Raw genomic sequence first — 16,339 nt, 5'->3', positions numbered from 1 at the left:
AATGGCTGAATCAATTCGCATTAATACTGAAGAATATAATGAAGAGTTTTCCCGCAAATTAAAAGTTGGTGATAGCGTTCTTATTACTGGTAAAATTTACTCCGCTCGTGACGCTGCTCATAAAGTTATGACTGAAGCTTTAGCGCGTGGTGAAAAATTGCCAATCGACTGGACAAATAAGTTTGTTTATTATCTTGGACCAACACCTGCAAAACCTGGTGATCCAATTGGTTCCGCTGGTCCTACAACTTCCGGTCGTATGGATGCTTACACACCAACAATGCTTGATCAAGGTATCAAAGGCATGATTGGTAAAGGTTCCCGTAAACCAGAAGTAGTTGAATCCATGAAGAAAAATGGTTGCACATACTTCGCAGCAGTTGGTGGCGCGGCAGCATTGATTGCAAAATCCATCAAAAAATATGAAGTACTTGCTTATGGTGAACTTGGACCAGAAGCTTTGGCTGAATTGACTGTTGAAGATTTCCCTTGCATCGTAGTTGGCGATACTGAAGGTAATAACTTCTACGAATTAGGCCAAAAACCTTACAGAAAAATCTAATATCACCATTGAGTGATTGAAAGAGGCTTGCTGAAGCAAGCCTCTTTTTGTTGTTAAGCTATAATCATAAGATGTTCATCCGTTACGTGTAGAGTTTAGTCTACCGATTCTGTCGGTTTTATGATAATATACATATAGATTTTATACATTCAATTTGAGTGAGGCGATAACATGACTTCTGTAGAAACTATTCGTCAGTCAACTCGCAACGCGATGGCTGAATTACTTGATTTAGCAAAGGTTCGCGAAGGTCAATTATTCGTTGTTGGCTGTTCCACTAGCGAAATTGTAGGTAAAAAAATCGGCACTGACTCTCACCTTGATGTGGCTCAGGTCGTATTTGATGAAATATACAATGCTGTTAAGGCTAAAGGACTTAACTTGGCGATTCAATGTTGTGAACATATTAATCGTGCACTTGTTATGGACCGTAGCGCTATGACATGGGAGGAGGAAGTTAATGTTGTTCCTCAACGTCATGCGGGTGGTGCCCTGGCTGTGGTGGCGTACGAACATTTTGATGATCCTGTGATGGTTGAATTTATTCAAGCTGATGTGGGCATCGATATTGGAGATACTTTCATTGGTATGCACATGAAACACGTTGCAGTGCCTGTACGTCTTTGTGTGAAAGAAATTGGGAAAGCACATGTGACCGCTTGTCGTATTCGTCCGAAGAGCATTGGCGGTGAGCGTGCTGCATATAATGAAGCATTGATGTAGGGGGATAGTATGTCAAACCTAATACCGTATTTTGTATTAGCCGTCGTGGCATTGGGATTCTTTGCTGTTTGCTATGCTGTATTTAGCGGTGGTGATGGTGAAAGTAAGGCAAAAGAAAAATCCTATAAAAACATAAGTAATAAAAATAATCTTAAAGAGCATCATGATGTTATATTTGCAACGGAGTCGCAAGAGGGCAATGTAACAATCACACATACGAGTGGAACTAATGTATATACTGCATCAATTCCGGATACAGTTGAAACGGTGGTCGGTGAAGAGCGAGAACCGGCTGAACCTCTGGTTGATCCTATAGATACCTCTTATAATAGAAGAAGTACTCTAAAGTCTAATTCAAGTCATGTTTCAGAGGGAGAATATGCGTTAGCATTAGGTTCGGATAATGGAACACCAATAGGTTCGGATAATGGCACTCCAATAGGGGATGAAACCATTGTGATGACAGCCGTATCAGATCTTAAGCAAGCTAATCAAGCTAATCAAGGTGTTACTCCGTTGGTGGATAAAACTATTGTCCTCGATGTTGTTACAGATGAACTTCTCAATAACGCAAACTCTGTTGAAGATACAATTGCTATGGGTGAATCTGTGGAAGCCTTTGAAGCTGATGAAGCGGATAGCATAGATGCTACGCAGATGATAGGTGGTGCGAACGAAATACAAACCGCGGAAGGCCCATCGGTATTAGATGAAACGCGTTTGTTTGATGCTTCTGAAATTGAAGCACAATTGGCGGCAACAAGTTTAACTGAAGAGGAGGAACCGCATGGTCAATGGGCAAAAGCGGCGCATGAGGATAAATGCGTTGAGTTGGCTATAGCACCATTTGTTCATTCCTTTGGGGTGTTACATGGTGATACGCAACACTATGTAGAATCTATTACAAGAGATGCTTTAGCAGCTCTCAATATTACAAAAATTGTTGAAGTGAATGCATTACTAGAGAATATTGTTATTCAAGAAGCGTTGATGAGTATGCAAAAGGCATATGCCGCTACAAATACAGAGTGGATGAAGTCCGCTGCGTTAGGTGCTTTTCTAGATGTGGTTCAATCTCCTAAATCTAGTACGCCATACCTCGTAGCTTTTGATGCATTACGTGTATTACCTCATTTAACTTTAGGTCACTTCCAAGTTATGGCCTTAACATTATTGTTACAATATTCTAGAAACTCTAATAACTATGGATTGATTCATTTCCAACATTATGTGGAAAAATATATTGAGCCATTCATCTCTGATTTGCCTCGAAATGATTCCTTCTATCGCCAGCTAGACTATTTACGCTGTACACAAGAAGAACAAGAGCCTATCACTTTATGCCAAGTGTTGTCGAATTCATATCCGTTTGTATTCAACTATCGTGGTTTCTCTAAGGAAGAACTCTTCCGTGCTACAGATGGTCATGGTGTGGATCCACGTTATGTGGTGCGTAGCTTGAACTCCAATCTTTATAAATTAGCCTTGGTAGATGAGTCTTTAGCACCACAATTCTTTAGACAAACACGAATTTCTAATGCTATGGTTCAACGTGATCTTTTAGCTCTGATGAAGAGCAAACCTACTGCTTTCAGGGGACAAGAGGCGCGTGATATCATGGATGATATTTCACCGGTTCTATTGGACTTAGCTGATGTCTTTGATAGCACGCCAATGTCTAAAATTAGCTTAACATTGTTAGGCCTTTACTTAGGTCGTGCTCATGTGAAAGCAACCATTGGTGAAGAATTTGATTTGTCTCATTGGTTCTAATTTACAATTTTAAGCACTATATAGTTTGAAAAATTATATTATATAGTTATTATATACTTAAAACCGTTATATATTTTATGAGTCGTGTAATAAAAAAGTCTCTCAAGATAATCTTGAGAGACTTTTTAGTTTGTTAAATTTAATAGACATTAAGTATTAAAAGGTGTTAAAGCCGAATTCTTCAATGTCTTCAATATTTTTAATTGTTACGGTGCGCCCTGTAATATCAATGAGACCTTCATCGCGAAGGCGTCCTAATTCACGGCTAAGGGCTGTGCGAGATACATTGAGAACCTCAGCCATTTGCTCGCGGTTGTGGGGTAATTGAATTGTGTTAGAATGCTGACGTTTATAAATATCTGTTAAGTACGCAAAAATCTTTTCGCGCATCCCTTTTAATGTGAGGTAGTGGACTTTTCTGGTTAATAGAATTGCTTTTTCAGATAAATCCTCTAATAGATTAGATAGGATTTTAGTTTGGCATTGATGACAATCCGGTAATGTTTTAATAAAGGTTTCAAGGGGAATAAACATAATTTTAGTTGCTTTTGTTGCTTTAATGGTAGCAGGCCATAAAGGCTGTTTGCTAAATAGTAGTGCTTCTCCAAAAATATCTGATTGCTCTAAGTTTGCCATAATAACCCGTTGCCCCATTACATTTTCACGAGTCAGTAAAGCGCTGCCTTCAAGAATGACACCAATACCCTCCATAGGATCTCCAGCGAGGGCTATAAAATCATTTTTTTGGTAACTGTGGATGATAACTTTGGCATTATTTAAATAGCTACGCAGCTCTGGCTCTCCTAATGTATTGAATAAAGGACATTTCACGAGGGTGGGCATATATTGATTAATGATATCGTTTGAAAGTATTTGTTTCATAAGCACCTCCGGTGTGATAAAGTCTATAGCAATTAAAAATGATTATTGTATAATAAAAGTATAAGACTAAATGGTCTACCTGTTCCATAAGGGAAGTCAGGAAAATTTTTGAAAAAGTTTTTATTTGTTGCTCAAGCTACAGAAATTGTATCATCTTTACGTTATACTTTCAAATGTAATCAATCAGACAACTGATAAAACATCAGTGTAATGTATAGGTTTTATATTATCTAGCTTGACTGCGAGGAAGTCTCGCAAAGGAGGATTTTTAAATGAGTATGTTCTGTTATCAATGCGAACAATCTGCAGCACCAGGTGGCTGTACTGTACAAGGTGTATGTGGTAAAACTGCACCAGTTGCTAACTTACAAGACGAATTAACTGCTGCCTTAGTTGGCTTGGCTCGCGCTTTAGACGTAAAGGGTCATACTAAAGAAGGTATCGATTATATTATGCGCGGTTTGTTCATGTGTGTAACAAACGTAAACTTCTCTGAAGACCGCGTTCAAGAATTCATTGACGAAGTAAATGCTTACCATGCAAAAGTGGATAGCGCTCAACAAAATTTCGATTGGGAACAATTGTGGAAAGGTGAAGAAGACATCGTATCCCTTCGTTCCACATTATTGTTAGGTATGCGTGGTATGGCTGCATATGCATGGCATGCTGCTCGCCTTGGCTTCCACGATGCTGATGTTGACGCTTGGTTCGTTAAAGGCATGGTAGAATTCGCTAAAGATCACAGTGCTGAAGAATGGCTTGATCTTTTGATGGAATTTGGTCAAATTAACTTGAAATGTATGGCTGTTCTTGATAAAGCTAATACTGAAACATATGGTACACCTGTACCAACTACAGTTCCTTTGACTGTAGAACCAGGTCCTTTCATCGTTGTAACTGGTCATGACCTTCATGACTTGAAACAATTATTGGAACAAACTGATGGTAAAGGTGTAAATATCTATACTCATGGTGAAATGTTGCCTTGCCACGCTTATCCTGAATTGAAGAAACATCCTCAATTGAAAGGTAACTTCGGTACAGCATGGCAAAACCAACAAAAAGAATTTGTTGATGTTCCTGGTGCATTCTTGTTCACTACAAACTGCATTATGCCACCAAAAGAAAACTACAAAGCTAATATCTTCACTACAGATATGGTAGGTTTCGATGGTTGTGCACATATCGAAGAAAAAGAAGATGGTACTAAAGACTTCTCCGCAGTTATCAACCGTGCTATCGAATTGGGCGGCTACAAAGAAGCTCAAGAATTCACTGGTATCAACGGTGGTCATGAAGTAACTACTGGTTTCGGTCATGGCACAGTATTGGGTATTGCTGATAAAGTAATTGACGCTGTAAAAGCTGGCGCTATTAAACACTTCTTCTTGGTAGGTGGTTGTGACGGTGCTAAAGTAGGCCGTAACTACTACACTGAATTCGTTAAACAAACTCCAAATGATACTGTAGTATTGACATTGGCTTGTGGTAAATTCCGTTTCAACGACATGAACATCGGCGAAATCGGTGGCATCCCTCGTATCCTTGATATGGGTCAATGTAACGATGCTTACTCCGCTATTCAAGTAGCAGTAGCTTTAGCTGGTGCATTTGAATGTGATGTAAACGATTTGCCATTGACATTGGTATTGTCCTGGTACGAACAAAAAGCGGTATGTATCTTGTTAACATTGTTGGCATTGGGTATCCGTAACATTTACATCGGACCTTCCTTGCCTAAATTCTTCTCCAGCAATGTATTGAACATTTTGGTAGATAAATTCCAATTACATCCAATTACAACTCCAGAAGCTGACATGAAAGCTATCTTGGGCTAATAGGATCTATTAATCTGTTAACCACAGTCCTACGTCCCCTCTCTTTTATGATTTAGGACTGTTGTTATAAATAACGCACCTAGGGTTATCCTTAGGTGCGTTTTTTTACTATTATTGTGAAAGCTATCTATCGAGTGTTTGTTTATTGATGGGGCCTGACAGTATTGCGACAACTAGATTACTAATGGGCATAACCTATCTCATGCCTCCATACTCAGCGTAAGTCGGCCCTCAATAGGTTATGCCCATAAGTAAAACGTTTCTGAAATATAAGTCCCATCAATATACAAACTCATAAAATAGCTTTCATCAGAATAGTGAGGTGAGGGGGAGATGTCGCTGCATAAGTATAGTCTTTCCCTTTTATAACTGTAGATATGGATGCGTCCCATCAATATACAAAGTTTTAGAACAGCTTTCATAAGAATAGTAGTCCTCTGTAGACAAACAAATATGCCCCTAATGTGCATATAGACAAGGCTCGATATTGGTTGCTATACTATAGGTGAAATAGGATTTTTTCACATGGTTTATGTGTATATAGAGGTATGTATGAACAGTATTTTTGATATTATAGGGCCTATTATGATTGGTCCGTCTAGTTCGCATACAGCGGGTGCTGCGCGGCTAGGGAAGATGGCGCGTTGTATTTTTCGTTCTACTCCCAAAAAGGTAGATTTAACATTATATGGATCTTTTGCAAAAACCTATAAAGGGCATGGCACGGATCGTGCTTTGATTGGCGGCTTATTAGGTTATAAAGAGGATGATGCGAACATCCGAGTTGCCCATGAATTAGCGAAAAAAGAGGGGATGGAGTTTTCTTTTATTGAGTCTCCTCTTGATGTAGGGCATCCGAATGTGGTGCGTTTTGATATGTATGATGAACATAATCGTCATATGACTGTTATTGGTCGCTCTCTCGGCGGTGGTCAGATTATGATTACCGAAGTAGATGGAAATGATATGTCCATTACAGGAGATGAGTTCACTCTTGTAGTGTTCCATGAGGATAGACCTGGTGCGATTTCTCTTATCAGCCAAGCTTTGAGCGAGTCTGATATTAACATCGCTACGATGCGCGTATTCCGTAAGGGCAAGCATAAGGATGCAGTCATGGTTATTACTACAGATACAGTGGTAAATCCTATTACAGTTCAGTTTATGCGCGAGTTTCCAGGCATCCAGGATGTGATGACCTTTGAAGCATTATAGGAGGGCGAATGATGAGTTATGCATATGATACAATTGCAGATATTATTCGCCTAGGTGAGGAAAACAATATTTCTTTTGGCGATGTAGTATTGCGTTATGAATTAGAGAATTACGACCGCAGTGAAGACGCGGTTGTTCGTGAAATAGAGAATCGCTTAGATATTTTTGAAAGCTCCATTCAAGATGGCATAGCTTATGCGGAGAAAACGGCTTCTGGTATGTCCGGTGGTCAAGCGGCACAGCTTAATGGGCAAACACCTCGTTTTATGAGCGATATTGCGTATAAGGCAATGACGTATGCTATTGCTGTAAATGAGGCAAATGCAAAGATGTTCCGCATTGTTGCTTGTCCTACGGCGGGCTCTTGTGGTGTTATGCCTGGTGCGGTGAAAGCCGTAGCAGACCACTACCAATTAGAGAGAGCCACAGTTGTAAAAGGCTTCTTAGCTGCGTCCGGTATTGGTAATGTAGTAGCAAATCGCGCTTGTGTTGCTGGTGCTGTTGGCGGTTGCCAAGCGGAAATTGGTACGGCTGCGTGTATGGCAGCAGGAGCGATTGTCGAAATGATGGGCGGTTCACCACGTCAAGTAGGTCATGCTATCGCATTGTGCATGAAAAATCTATTGGGGCTTGCTTGTGATCCGGTAGCAGGGCTCGTAGAGGTGCCATGTGTTAAGCGTAATGGCTTTTATGCAGTCCATGCTATTACTGCATCTGAAATGGCGTTAATGAATATTGAAAGCCAAATTCCACCAGATGAAGTTATCGAAGCGATGAATAATATAGGCCGTGCTATGCCGGCAGCATTGCGTGAAACAAGTGATGGCGGTCTTGCGGTGACACCGACAGGTACAGCTATTGCAGAACGAGTGCAATCCTTATAAGGATTGCACTTTTTTCATGCTTTCATTTGTAGTAAAATAAAGATTAGACTAGTTCAGAAAGGAGCGTGTATGATGGAACAAGCAAATCGAATATTGACCGTATTAGAAGAAGCCGGCCATGAAGCTTATATCATAGGCGGCGCTGTGCGCGATATTTTGATGCATCAAAAGCCACATGACTTCGATATTGTGACGTCTGCACGTCCCGATACAGTGATTGAGGTTCTTCGCGGTCATGATATTCAAACGACAGACCTCGTAGGAAAATCTTTTGGTGTAGTGGTAGCTACATTAGAGGGCAAGCAATACGAAATCGCTACATATAGAACAGAACGATATGGTGCAGATAGCCATCGTCCCGAAGAAATTACTTATGCCGATACCTTAGAAGAAGATGTGTTGCGTCGTGATTTTACTGTCAACGGCATGGCTATGAACCGTTATGGTGAAGTTATAGACCTTGTAGGTGGACGACGTGATATTAAACATAAGACGTTACGAACCATTGGTAATGCGCAGGAACGTTTTGAAGAAGATGCGTTACGATTATTTAGAGCGTGCCGTTTTGTGGCGAAGTTGGATTTTTTGCCGAGTAAAGACCTATTAGAGGCTATGCCCAAGGCTTTTCACCGCGTACCTGGCTTGTCTTTAGAACGTGTACGAAATGAGATTAATCGTCTCATGTTAGAGCCTGCGGTGGCTAAAGGCCTTGATGTCCTTGTTCAATCCCGCTTGGCAGAATGCTCTTGTCGTGTTGTAGAAAATGGTGCGGCTCGGGAGGTTCCCATCTTGCCTGAACTATATCATCTCGTGAATTTGCCCCAAGAAAAGGACTTTCATGAATTCGATGGTTGGTACCATACATTAGCCGTTGTGTCCCATACGGAGCCGGATTTGGTGTTGCGTTGGGGTGCCTTATTACATGATGTGGCAAAGGGAATGCCAGCGGTACGTGCTGTTATCAATGGACGCCTTACGGATCGTGGGCATGATACACTAGGAGCGGAGATGGCAGAAACGTTATTAACCCGACTAGGATATCCGGAGGCCTTTGTAAAACGCGTGGCGTGGATTGTGAAAAACCACATGCGCTTTCACTATTTTGTACAAAATGGCGATGCAAATGAGAAAAAATGGCTTCGCAAGGAAGCCCGTAGTGGTGAATTCCGAGATAGCCAAATTATGCGCACTGCATGGGAGCAATTAGCTAAGGTTTGTGCTGCCGATGTATTAGGTTGTGGGAAACCTTACTCGTCTACAGACGGAACATTAGCCTTTGGAGAATGTATGGCAGATCTTAGTTTAGAGATGCCTGTACATACCAAGGACTTAAATTATGACGAACGAGTGATTAAGCTCGCTGGGAAACAAGTAGGGGAAGGATTGCAGTATTTATTAGGTCAGGTACAAAATGGGGTTATTCCTAATAAACCAGATGCGCTATATGACGCATTAGACCATAAGTTACGCCGTCCAGTGGAGAAATGATGAATTTACTAAATAAAGCGTTGCGACGCATGAGTGGTTGGAGTCGTACTACTTGGTGTCTTGCCATTCTCATGACTGTTGCCTTTGTCCTCATAGGGCGTTTGGCACAGTTGCAGGTCTTTGATACATTTGACCTGGAGAAGAAAAATTTATTACAGGTTCAAGTAGATAGAAAATTACAATCACCGCGCGGTACGATCTATGACCGTAATGGTAAGCCTTTGGCGATGAGTGTGGTTACAAAATCTTTGTATGCGGATCCTAAGATGATTAAACAGTCTCCCCAAGAGATTGCGGAACTCATTTCGCCATATGTAACCATGTCAAAAGAAAATATTGTGAAAGCTCTGCAAGAGGATTCTGCCTTCGTATGGATTAATCGCATGATGGATGCGGACAAGTCTAAGGCGGTGGCACAAGTCATTAAGGAGAATAATATTGCGGGCCTTAACTTTGTGGAAGAGTCCAAACGTTATTACCCAAATGGTGTACTAGCGGCTCAAATACTAGGGTTTGTAGGCACCGATGATAAAGGCCTTGATGGCCTCGAAATGGTCCTTGATGAAGAGTTAAAGGGTGGTGTGCAGCAAGAAATCGTTGCTACTGATAACAAAGGTAATGCTATCTTTGGTTCCGTATTGTCCAAGTTCTTACCTGATAAGGGTAAAAGCGTAACATTAACAATCGATGCGACCATCCAATTTATTGCAGAACGCGCTCTTGATAAGGCGATGGTTGATACAGGAGCTAAGCATGCCAGCGTTATCGTTATGGATCCAAAGACCGGTGAAATATTAGCGATGGCCAATCGTCCAAGTTATGATCCTAATAACTACAACCAAAGTGGTGAAGAGGCTTTCAAAAATATTGCGGTTACCAATTTATATGAACCAGGCTCTACATTCAAACCTATCATTGCATCTGCAGCTCTTGCAGCAGGCAAATGGAAGTTAGACACTGTGTATAACGATAAAGGGGCCTTCGCTGCCAATGGACATATCATTAGAAACTGGAATGGTGAGGGATATGGTCCTGTTCGTTTGCTAGATATTTTGAAGTACTCTATTAATACTGGTATGGCTGAAATTGGTACATTAACAGGTGCAGATATTCTCTCGAAATATATACGTGATTATGGCTTTGGCTCTGAAACAGGTATTGAATTGCCTGGTGAAGGAGCAGGTATTTTGTATAATCCAGAGGATATGAGTAAGCTAGACGTTGCGACTATGTCCATCGGTCAAGGTATTGCGGTTACACCATTACAAATGGTTCGCGCCTTTGGTGCACTTTCTAATGGTGGGGCTATGATGAAACCACATATCATCAAGTCTTATAGTAACTCTCAAGGCGATGTTACAAGTACGACTGAAACATCTGTTGTGGGACAACCAGTTCCGGCGGAAACCGCTAAAACCATTGTAGATATTCTAGAAAAAGAAGTATCCGAAGGTGGCGGTACAAAAGCGATGGTAGAAGGTTATCACTTCGGCGGTAAAACTGGTACGGCGCAAAAACTAGATACCAAACATGGCGGTTATCTCGACGGACAATACATTGCGTCCTTTATTGGCTTTGGCCCTGTAGAGGATCCAAAATTTGTAGTTCTTGTCGTTATTGATGACCCACAAAAGGGTTCTTATTATGGTAGTCAAATTGTAGCCCCTGTATTTAAGGACATCGTATCTCAACTTGTACGGTATTACCAAATGAGTCCGTATGTTAAAGAAAGTACTCCTGTAGCTGTTAAAACTAGCAATACATTACCAGAGCCACATCTTTCTGGTGATGGTTCCGTAACATTACCTAATTTTACGGGCTTCACCTATGGTGAGGTACGTGATTGGTTACATAAGGCGGGACTTGCGTTTAAGCCAGATGGAACGGGTATTGCCGTTTCTCAAGATGAAAGTGGGGGCACTACTGTTCAACCCGGGACGGCAATTACCGTTCACTTTAGTAGATAATTAGAAATTATAGACAGTTCGTTATATAATAGAATAAGAGACTTTGGTGCCTCTCAGGAGGCACCTTTTTTATAAATAGTTTGAATGAATGGAGATACTTATGATCGAATTACGAGGGAAAGCGGTAGCAGATGCCCACAAGGCGATTTTACAAGAAAAAGTTGCAGCAGTAGGCAACTCTGTGATTACTATGGCAGTGTTACTTGTCGGTGAAGACCACGGCGCTCATATGTATGCTACATTTATGGAAAAAACAGCTAAAAATTTTGGCTATGGTTTTGTGCTAAAGCAATTGCCTGAAACGGCAACGCAAGATGAAGTAGTAGCGGCGTTGCATGAATTAAATACTGATCCATCTATTCATGGAATTTTACCGCTAATGCCAATGCCTAAACACATTGATACAGAAGCTCTTATCGATATATTAGATCCTAAAAAAGATATTGATGGTCTTACAACATATAACATCGGTTTAGTAACAGCTGGTAAGGGTGGCTTTGCTCCTTGTACGGCTAAGGCTTGTATGGCTATTTTAAATCACTATAATATTCCTTTAGAAGGAAAACATGTGGTTGTAGTCGGTCGTAGCCAAGTTATCGGTAAACCTGTAGCGCTTATGGCACTCGCTGCACATGGTACTGTTACAATGTGCCATTCTAGAACTTCTGATCTAGTAGAGCAAGTAAAGCGTGGTGATATTATTATTGCTGCGGCTGGTCGTGCTCATATGATTACTGCTAATATGATTAAGCCTGGTGCTGTTGTTATTGATGTAGGTATTAATGAACTGGACGGCAAAACTGTAGGTGATGTTGATTATGATGCGGTAAAAGATATTGCATCTGCCATTACTCCTGTACCAGGAGGTGTTGGATCCGTAACAACGACAATGATGCTAGAAGCGGTATATGAGGCATACCATGCATGAGATGTCTATAGCAGAAGGTATTCTTGATGTAGCGCTCGATACCTTACGTCAACACGATGCGACAGTCATTCATTCTATTCAACTAGACTTAGGGTTAATGAGTGGGGTAGAACCTGATTCATTGTTATTTTGTTGGGAAGCCATTACAAAGGGAACCCCTGCGGAAGGCTCACGCATAGAAATCAATACTATTCCTATTGAAGGAAAGTGTTTAGATTGTGATAAAATATTTTCTGTAAAAAATTATACGTTTATTTGTCCTTATTGTGACAGCCATTTCGTACAAACTATAGGCGGTCGTGAGTTACAAGTGACCTCTATGGATATCGATTGATAGAAAGGTTAGGGCATGCAAGTTCAAGTTAAAACTAATGTACTGGCAAAAAACGATGCTATTGCAGAGGCTTTACAACAGTTGTTTAAGAAAAAGAATATATTTGTATTTAATCTGTTAGGTTCACCTGGGGCAGGTAAGACTTCTCTTTTGGAGGCAACCCTACAAGATTTAAAAAAGGAGTATCGCTTAGCCGTTATTGAAGGCGATTTATTTACGGCAAAGGATGCCAAGCGCATTCATGAGTTGGGTGTGCCTGTTATCCAGATTAATACGGTTGGTGGGTGCCATCTCGATGCACAGATGATTCAAGATGCCTTAGGTGATCTGAATCTTGATGACCTCGATATGATTATTATCGAAAATGTAGGCAATTTAGTGTGCCCTGCGGAATTTGAGATTGGTGAAAGCATGAAAGTAACGGTTTTATCTGTTACCGAAGGTGAAGATAAGCCCCTTAAGTATCCGTTAATCTTTAAAGAGTCTAAGGCCATCCTTATTAACAAGATTGATTTATTGCCCTATGTGCCTTTCAAAAAGGAGCAGGCAATACAAGATATCCGTAATTTAAATCCAAATGGAGAAATTTTTGAAGTAAGTTGCACGGCCCACAACGGTCTTGAACCATGGTTGAATTGGTTGCGTGCACAGTTGGAGAATAATCGATGAACTATTCTATGAAGAGCCGTATTGTAGCGGCCCTCCTTGTGGGCTTGTGTGCTACTACAATCAGTTATGCAGCAGAGCCTGCCATTTCCACTGTTAATCCAGTTGCAGTAGAAACTACTGATGACACTAACGTTGTAGCTCAAGATTCCGCTAATGCGAGCAATGATGGTAGTGTAGATGGAACTGGTGAGGTTGATAGCTTGTCTTACCTTCATAATGCACCAGTTAGAGTTGTTAAGCTGGACCCAAAAACAAAACAGGAAGGTTCTAAAACTGGATGGCTCGCAGAGCAAATGGCTGTAACTGAATTTGGTGATTCTATACAATTCTGGCAAGCGGCTAGTGAGAACGAAGGTCCTTTGCCGAGTATCACTCAGAATAATTTAGCTGATATTGGTAAGTCTTATACGGCAAACAGTTTACCGCCTTTAGGTTCTCAAGATGACTATGCTATTGGCACATACCGATTGGGGAATCAGTTTGAAGTCCCAAAAGATGTAGAAAAAACTGAGGTACGTGATAACTTTACTACGTATTACATGAAAGATGTAGCAGTAACTGTATATACTGGACCTGCTCAAGAATTGTTGGTTAACAATCAATTGCGCGGTCAAGGGGCGACTTACTTCTTTGAACCAAATACTATTACAAATATTCATAGTACGAAAAAAGGCGCTAATACAGTACGTGACATTGGCCCTGGTAGCACACGGATGGAATTGATATTTGCCTATGGCAGTCCTAATGCGATGTGGCGTGATAAGAAAAATGAGACGTATATTTTCCTTTATGAGGGGCATTCCGAAAATTCATTGCCTCAAAAAAAGGAGTTTAAGAGTCCTGTAGAGAATACAAATAGTAATAGCCAACAACAATCTATGCTTGGTCAGCAAAAAGAATATATTGCTTTCACCATTAAACAAAGCAATATAGAGGCTGTAGACATTATTAGTGGACAAGTATGGCCTAGGTTTGGATTGCCGAAAGCTGAAGTGTATGATTTTGAAGCTGGTACACTTACGGCTGATGATTTTGTATTGCGTGGTTTCAAGTTGAATGACCATTTTGTTAATGATCCTAATAATGATTGGAAACATCAAGGCATATTGTTTGGCTCCACATTTATTGGCTATAATGAATACGGTGTGAGTGTAGATAAAAAAGATCTTATCAATCGCGTATTATTAAATGTTTATACGCCTACACGTCGTGGAATCGCGATGGGTGATACCAAATATTTATTGCTCTTTGTGTATGGTATGCCAACTCGTATTGTTGAATCTACAACAAAGGCGGGGACGTCTACCGTATATGAATATAAAAATCCAGCGGCAAGCAACTCTTATTTACAGTTTGCCCTAGATGATAAAAACCAATATATCAAATCCGTTATGTTATCTGACCGTCCTGTAAAATAGGATAGGTCACAGCGAGGAGGCAAAGGGTATGGTTACTGTACAAGATGTAAAAGAACGTTGGGAAAAGATTCAAGGTGATGATGAACGTATATTGTTTATCGTTGGTGGTCCAGGTTCTGGTAAAAGTTTGCTAATTCGTGAATTGTCTGAGCAGAAGGGCTGGAAATACTTGGAAGCTAAGCAACTCATCGAGGAAGAGTTTTTGCTCGTGCCTCGTGATGAACGGCCTCAATTAGCGGAAGAAGTTATTTGCCGTGCTCTTAGCCGTAGCGATACGGAAGTAGTCTTGCTAGATGGCATTAATGTATTCTTTGCACCTATCTTAAATCTAAAACCATTTGAGTTGTTAAAAACTATTAGTAAGAAGTATCCTATTGTCGTTGGCTGGCGTGGACATATTGAAGGGGATCAGTTGTACTTAGAACATAACAATAATCCTAAACATGCTGTAGTTAGTATTGCACATCCAGATCATGTTATTGCAATCGACTAAATGTATGTTTGAACATATTGGTTGAATATAGGGAAAACTATAAATGTATAGAAGGAGATAGCGGGCTATCTCCTTTTTTAGTTATATAATTACAGTTATTAGGTAAAAAATATAGTTTTGTAATTTCCTATTATTTGATTTTAGTAAACCTGAAATATGGATGTTAGCAGACATGGACTGGTAAGGAATGAAACTATGTAAAGGTATATAAAGAATATACTAGTAAATAAAAGTTGATTACTGGATATATACTGAAAACGAGGCATTTTATAGAGGATTGATAAAATATAAATTTTTTTTGACAAAATACTTGCATAGGGTATCGTTTCATGTTATTATGATTAAGCACTAAGAGTGACCACAGTGAACGAAAAACTTCAAAAAAGTTTTTAAATGTTCTTGACACTTAGTGTGCTAGGTGATACAATTCATCTTGTCGTAATGATGCTGGCGTAGCTCAATAGGTAGAGCAGCTGACTTGTAATCAGCAGGTTGTGGGTTCAATTCCTATCGCCAGCTCCATTTTATTTATGGAGGGATTCCCGAGCGGCCAAAGGGAGCAGACTGTAAATCTGCCGTCTTCGACTTCGAAGGTTCGAATCCTTCTCCCTCCACCATTCATAGCGGGGTGGAGCAGTTGGTAGCTCGTCGGGCTCATAACCCGAAGGTCGCAGGTTCAAGTCCTGTCCCCGCAACCATAAAAACCACAGTGAAATGATCGTTCATTGTGCTGGTGTAGCTCAGTCGGCAGAGCGTATCCTTGGTAAGGATAAGGTCACCGGTTCAATCCCGGTCACTAGCTCCATACATGGCGGCATAGCTCAGTTGGCTAGAGCAATCGGTTCATACCCGGTGTGTCCGCGGTTCAAATCCGTGTGCCGCCACCATTAAACCTCACCTTGGTGGGGATTTTTTTATTTCTTTACATATGACATGCTATTCTAAGACTTTGTATATATGGTATAATAATAGGTAAGGAAATCTTATATTCCATTGATAAATTAGGGTTAATATATTATATTAATACTAGAATGTAATTTGTTTTTGTGAAGGAGGATATAATCCTAATGGCAAAAGAAAAATTTGAACGTACGAAACCGCATGTTAACATCGGTACAATCGGTCACGTTGACCATGGTAAAACTACTTTGACTGCTGCAATCAC

15 protein-coding genes and 5 tRNA genes are annotated in these 16,339 nt (G+C 40.5%); 19 read left to right on the top strand and 1 reads right to left on the bottom strand.

What is annotated here, in order from left to right; translation table 11 throughout:
* The first annotated feature begins 1 nt into the window (after position 1).
* The 3 genes from E7A03_RS06325 (at position 2) to E7A03_RS06315 (ending at position 3,058) form a co-directional block, all read left to right on the top strand.
* Entirely contained in the window at positions 2 to 562 is a 561-nt protein-coding gene (locus tag E7A03_RS06325; RefSeq protein WP_004695073.1) for a Fe-S-containing hydro-lyase, read from the top strand.
* Between the two features lie 171 nt (positions 563 to 733).
* The gene (locus E7A03_RS06320; protein ID WP_287510068.1) at positions 734 to 1,285 is read left to right on the top strand and encodes a TIGR01440 family protein; all 552 of its coding nucleotides are present in this window, start codon (positions 734 to 736) and stop codon (positions 1,283 to 1,285) included.
* Positions 1,286 to 1,294: 9 nt separating this feature from the next.
* Positions 1,295 to 3,058, top strand: a complete 1,764-nt coding sequence (locus E7A03_RS06315; RefSeq protein WP_287533241.1) for an LPO_1073/Vpar_1526 family protein — start codon at positions 1,295 to 1,297, stop codon at positions 3,056 to 3,058.
* A 156-nt stretch (positions 3,059 to 3,214) separates the two neighbouring features.
* On the opposite strand, the gene E7A03_RS06310 is transcribed toward E7A03_RS06315, so the two are convergent.
* On the bottom strand, positions 3,215 to 3,940 hold the full coding sequence (locus E7A03_RS06310) for a Crp/Fnr family transcriptional regulator (RefSeq protein WP_021148534.1): 726 nt from the start codon (positions 3,938 to 3,940) through the stop codon (positions 3,215 to 3,217).
* Between the two features lie 272 nt (positions 3,941 to 4,212).
* Here E7A03_RS06310 and hcp point away from each other — a divergent pair, with 272 nt between their 5' ends.
* The 16 genes from hcp to E7A03_RS06230 all read left to right on the top strand — a co-directional run.
* The gene (gene hcp / locus E7A03_RS06305) at positions 4,213 to 5,778 is read left to right on the top strand and encodes a hydroxylamine reductase (protein WP_008602464.1); all 1,566 of its coding nucleotides are present in this window, start codon (positions 4,213 to 4,215) and stop codon (positions 5,776 to 5,778) included.
* A 552-nt stretch (positions 5,779 to 6,330) separates the two neighbouring features.
* Entirely contained in the window at positions 6,331 to 6,993 is a 663-nt protein-coding gene (gene sdaAB / locus E7A03_RS06300; RefSeq protein ID WP_021148533.1) for an L-serine ammonia-lyase, iron-sulfur-dependent subunit beta, read from the top strand.
* Between the two features lie 11 nt (positions 6,994 to 7,004).
* Positions 7,005 to 7,877, top strand: a complete 873-nt coding sequence (gene sdaAA, locus E7A03_RS06295; RefSeq protein ID WP_316073948.1) for an L-serine ammonia-lyase, iron-sulfur-dependent, subunit alpha — start codon at positions 7,005 to 7,007, stop codon at positions 7,875 to 7,877.
* Positions 7,878 to 7,946: 69 nt separating this feature from the next.
* Positions 7,947 to 9,365, top strand: a complete 1,419-nt coding sequence (locus tag E7A03_RS06290) for a CCA tRNA nucleotidyltransferase (RefSeq protein ID WP_174892358.1) — start codon at positions 7,947 to 7,949, stop codon at positions 9,363 to 9,365.
* On the top strand, positions 9,365 to 11,332 hold the full coding sequence (locus tag E7A03_RS06285) for a penicillin-binding transpeptidase domain-containing protein (RefSeq protein ID WP_316073869.1): 1,968 nt from the start codon (positions 9,365 to 9,367) through the stop codon (positions 11,330 to 11,332). Before E7A03_RS06290 ends, E7A03_RS06285 begins: the two co-directional genes overlap by 1 nt.
* A gap of 100 nt (positions 11,333 to 11,432) precedes the next feature.
* On the top strand, positions 11,433 to 12,260 hold the full coding sequence (locus tag E7A03_RS06280) for a bifunctional 5,10-methylenetetrahydrofolate dehydrogenase/5,10-methenyltetrahydrofolate cyclohydrolase (protein WP_039965247.1): 828 nt from the start codon (positions 11,433 to 11,435) through the stop codon (positions 12,258 to 12,260).
* On the top strand, positions 12,253 to 12,594 hold the full coding sequence (locus E7A03_RS06275; RefSeq protein WP_008602471.1) for a hydrogenase maturation nickel metallochaperone HypA/HybF: 342 nt from the start codon (positions 12,253 to 12,255) through the stop codon (positions 12,592 to 12,594). The genes E7A03_RS06280 and E7A03_RS06275 overlap by 8 nt, the downstream gene beginning before the upstream one ends.
* 15 nt (positions 12,595 to 12,609) lie before the next feature.
* A complete protein-coding gene (gene hypB, locus E7A03_RS06270; RefSeq protein ID WP_021148528.1) occupies positions 12,610 to 13,263 on the top strand; it encodes a hydrogenase nickel incorporation protein HypB in 654 nt (217 codons plus the stop codon).
* Positions 13,260 to 14,681, top strand: coding sequence for a hypothetical protein (locus E7A03_RS06265; RefSeq protein WP_316073868.1), 1,422 nt, complete (start codon positions 13,260 to 13,262; stop codon positions 14,679 to 14,681). Before hypB ends, E7A03_RS06265 begins: the two co-directional genes overlap by 4 nt.
* A gap of 28 nt (positions 14,682 to 14,709) precedes the next feature.
* Positions 14,710 to 15,174 (top strand): BREX-3 system P-loop-containing protein BrxF, encoded by a 465-nt coding sequence (gene brxF, locus E7A03_RS06260; protein WP_004695092.1) that lies wholly within the window; start codon positions 14,710 to 14,712, stop codon positions 15,172 to 15,174.
* Positions 15,175 to 15,620: 446 nt separating this feature from the next.
* Positions 15,621 to 15,696 (top strand) — tRNA-Thr (locus E7A03_RS06255).
* Positions 15,697 to 15,706: 10 nt separating this feature from the next.
* Positions 15,707 to 15,791: transfer RNA gene (locus E7A03_RS06250), tRNA-Tyr, on the top strand.
* Positions 15,792 to 15,796: 5 nt separating this feature from the next.
* Positions 15,797 to 15,872: transfer RNA gene (locus E7A03_RS06245), tRNA-Met, on the top strand.
* Between the two features lie 31 nt (positions 15,873 to 15,903).
* Positions 15,904 to 15,979 (top strand) — tRNA-Thr (locus E7A03_RS06240).
* A gap of 5 nt (positions 15,980 to 15,984) precedes the next feature.
* Positions 15,985 to 16,061: transfer RNA gene (locus E7A03_RS06235), tRNA-Met, on the top strand.
* A 180-nt stretch (positions 16,062 to 16,241) separates the two neighbouring features.
* A partial coding sequence (locus E7A03_RS06230; protein ID WP_038034850.1) for a GTP-binding protein occupies positions 16,242 to 16,339 on the top strand: 98 nt, incomplete at its 3' end.

The organism is Veillonella parvula (assembly GCF_032472435.1).
GTDB classification, from domain to species: domain Bacteria; phylum Bacillota; class Negativicutes; order Veillonellales; family Veillonellaceae; genus Veillonella; species Veillonella parvula_N.
The sequence above is the reverse complement of the archived record's forward strand: the minus strand, read 5'-3'. Positions and strand labels throughout refer to the sequence as shown.

What these genes read in the sequence shown, in the direction of transcription:
- E7A03_RS06280 (WP_039965247.1), top strand. Translation starts at nt 11,433, where the DNA reads ATGATCGAATTACGAGGGAAAGCGGTAGCAGATGCCCACAAGGCGATT.
- sdaAA (WP_316073948.1), top strand. Translation starts at nt 7,005, where the DNA reads ATGAGTTATGCATATGATACAATTGCAGATATTATTCGCCTAGGTGAG.
- E7A03_RS06315 (WP_287533241.1), top strand. Translation starts at nt 1,295, where the DNA reads ATGTCAAACCTAATACCGTATTTTGTATTAGCCGTCGTGGCATTGGGA.
- brxF (WP_004695092.1), top strand. Translation starts at nt 14,710, where the DNA reads ATGGTTACTGTACAAGATGTAAAAGAACGTTGGGAAAAGATTCAAGGT.
- sdaAB (WP_021148533.1), top strand. Translation starts at nt 6,331, where the DNA reads ATGAACAGTATTTTTGATATTATAGGGCCTATTATGATTGGTCCGTCT.
- E7A03_RS06275 (WP_008602471.1), top strand. Translation starts at nt 12,253, where the DNA reads ATGCATGAGATGTCTATAGCAGAAGGTATTCTTGATGTAGCGCTCGAT.
- E7A03_RS06310 (WP_021148534.1), bottom strand. Translation starts at nt 3,940, where the DNA reads ATGAAACAAATACTTTCAAACGATATCATTAATCAATATATGCCCACC.
- E7A03_RS06320 (WP_287510068.1), top strand. Translation starts at nt 734, where the DNA reads ATGACTTCTGTAGAAACTATTCGTCAGTCAACTCGCAACGCGATGGCT.
- hcp (WP_008602464.1), top strand. Translation starts at nt 4,213, where the DNA reads ATGAGTATGTTCTGTTATCAATGCGAACAATCTGCAGCACCAGGTGGC.
- hypB (WP_021148528.1), top strand. Translation starts at nt 12,610, where the DNA reads ATGCAAGTTCAAGTTAAAACTAATGTACTGGCAAAAAACGATGCTATT.
- E7A03_RS06265 (WP_316073868.1), top strand. Translation starts at nt 13,260, where the DNA reads ATGAACTATTCTATGAAGAGCCGTATTGTAGCGGCCCTCCTTGTGGGC.
- E7A03_RS06285 (WP_316073869.1), top strand. Translation starts at nt 9,365, where the DNA reads ATGAATTTACTAAATAAAGCGTTGCGACGCATGAGTGGTTGGAGTCGT.
- E7A03_RS06325 (WP_004695073.1), top strand. Translation starts at nt 2, where the DNA reads ATGGCTGAATCAATTCGCATTAATACTGAAGAATATAATGAAGAGTTT.
- E7A03_RS06290 (WP_174892358.1), top strand. Translation starts at nt 7,947, where the DNA reads ATGATGGAACAAGCAAATCGAATATTGACCGTATTAGAAGAAGCCGGC.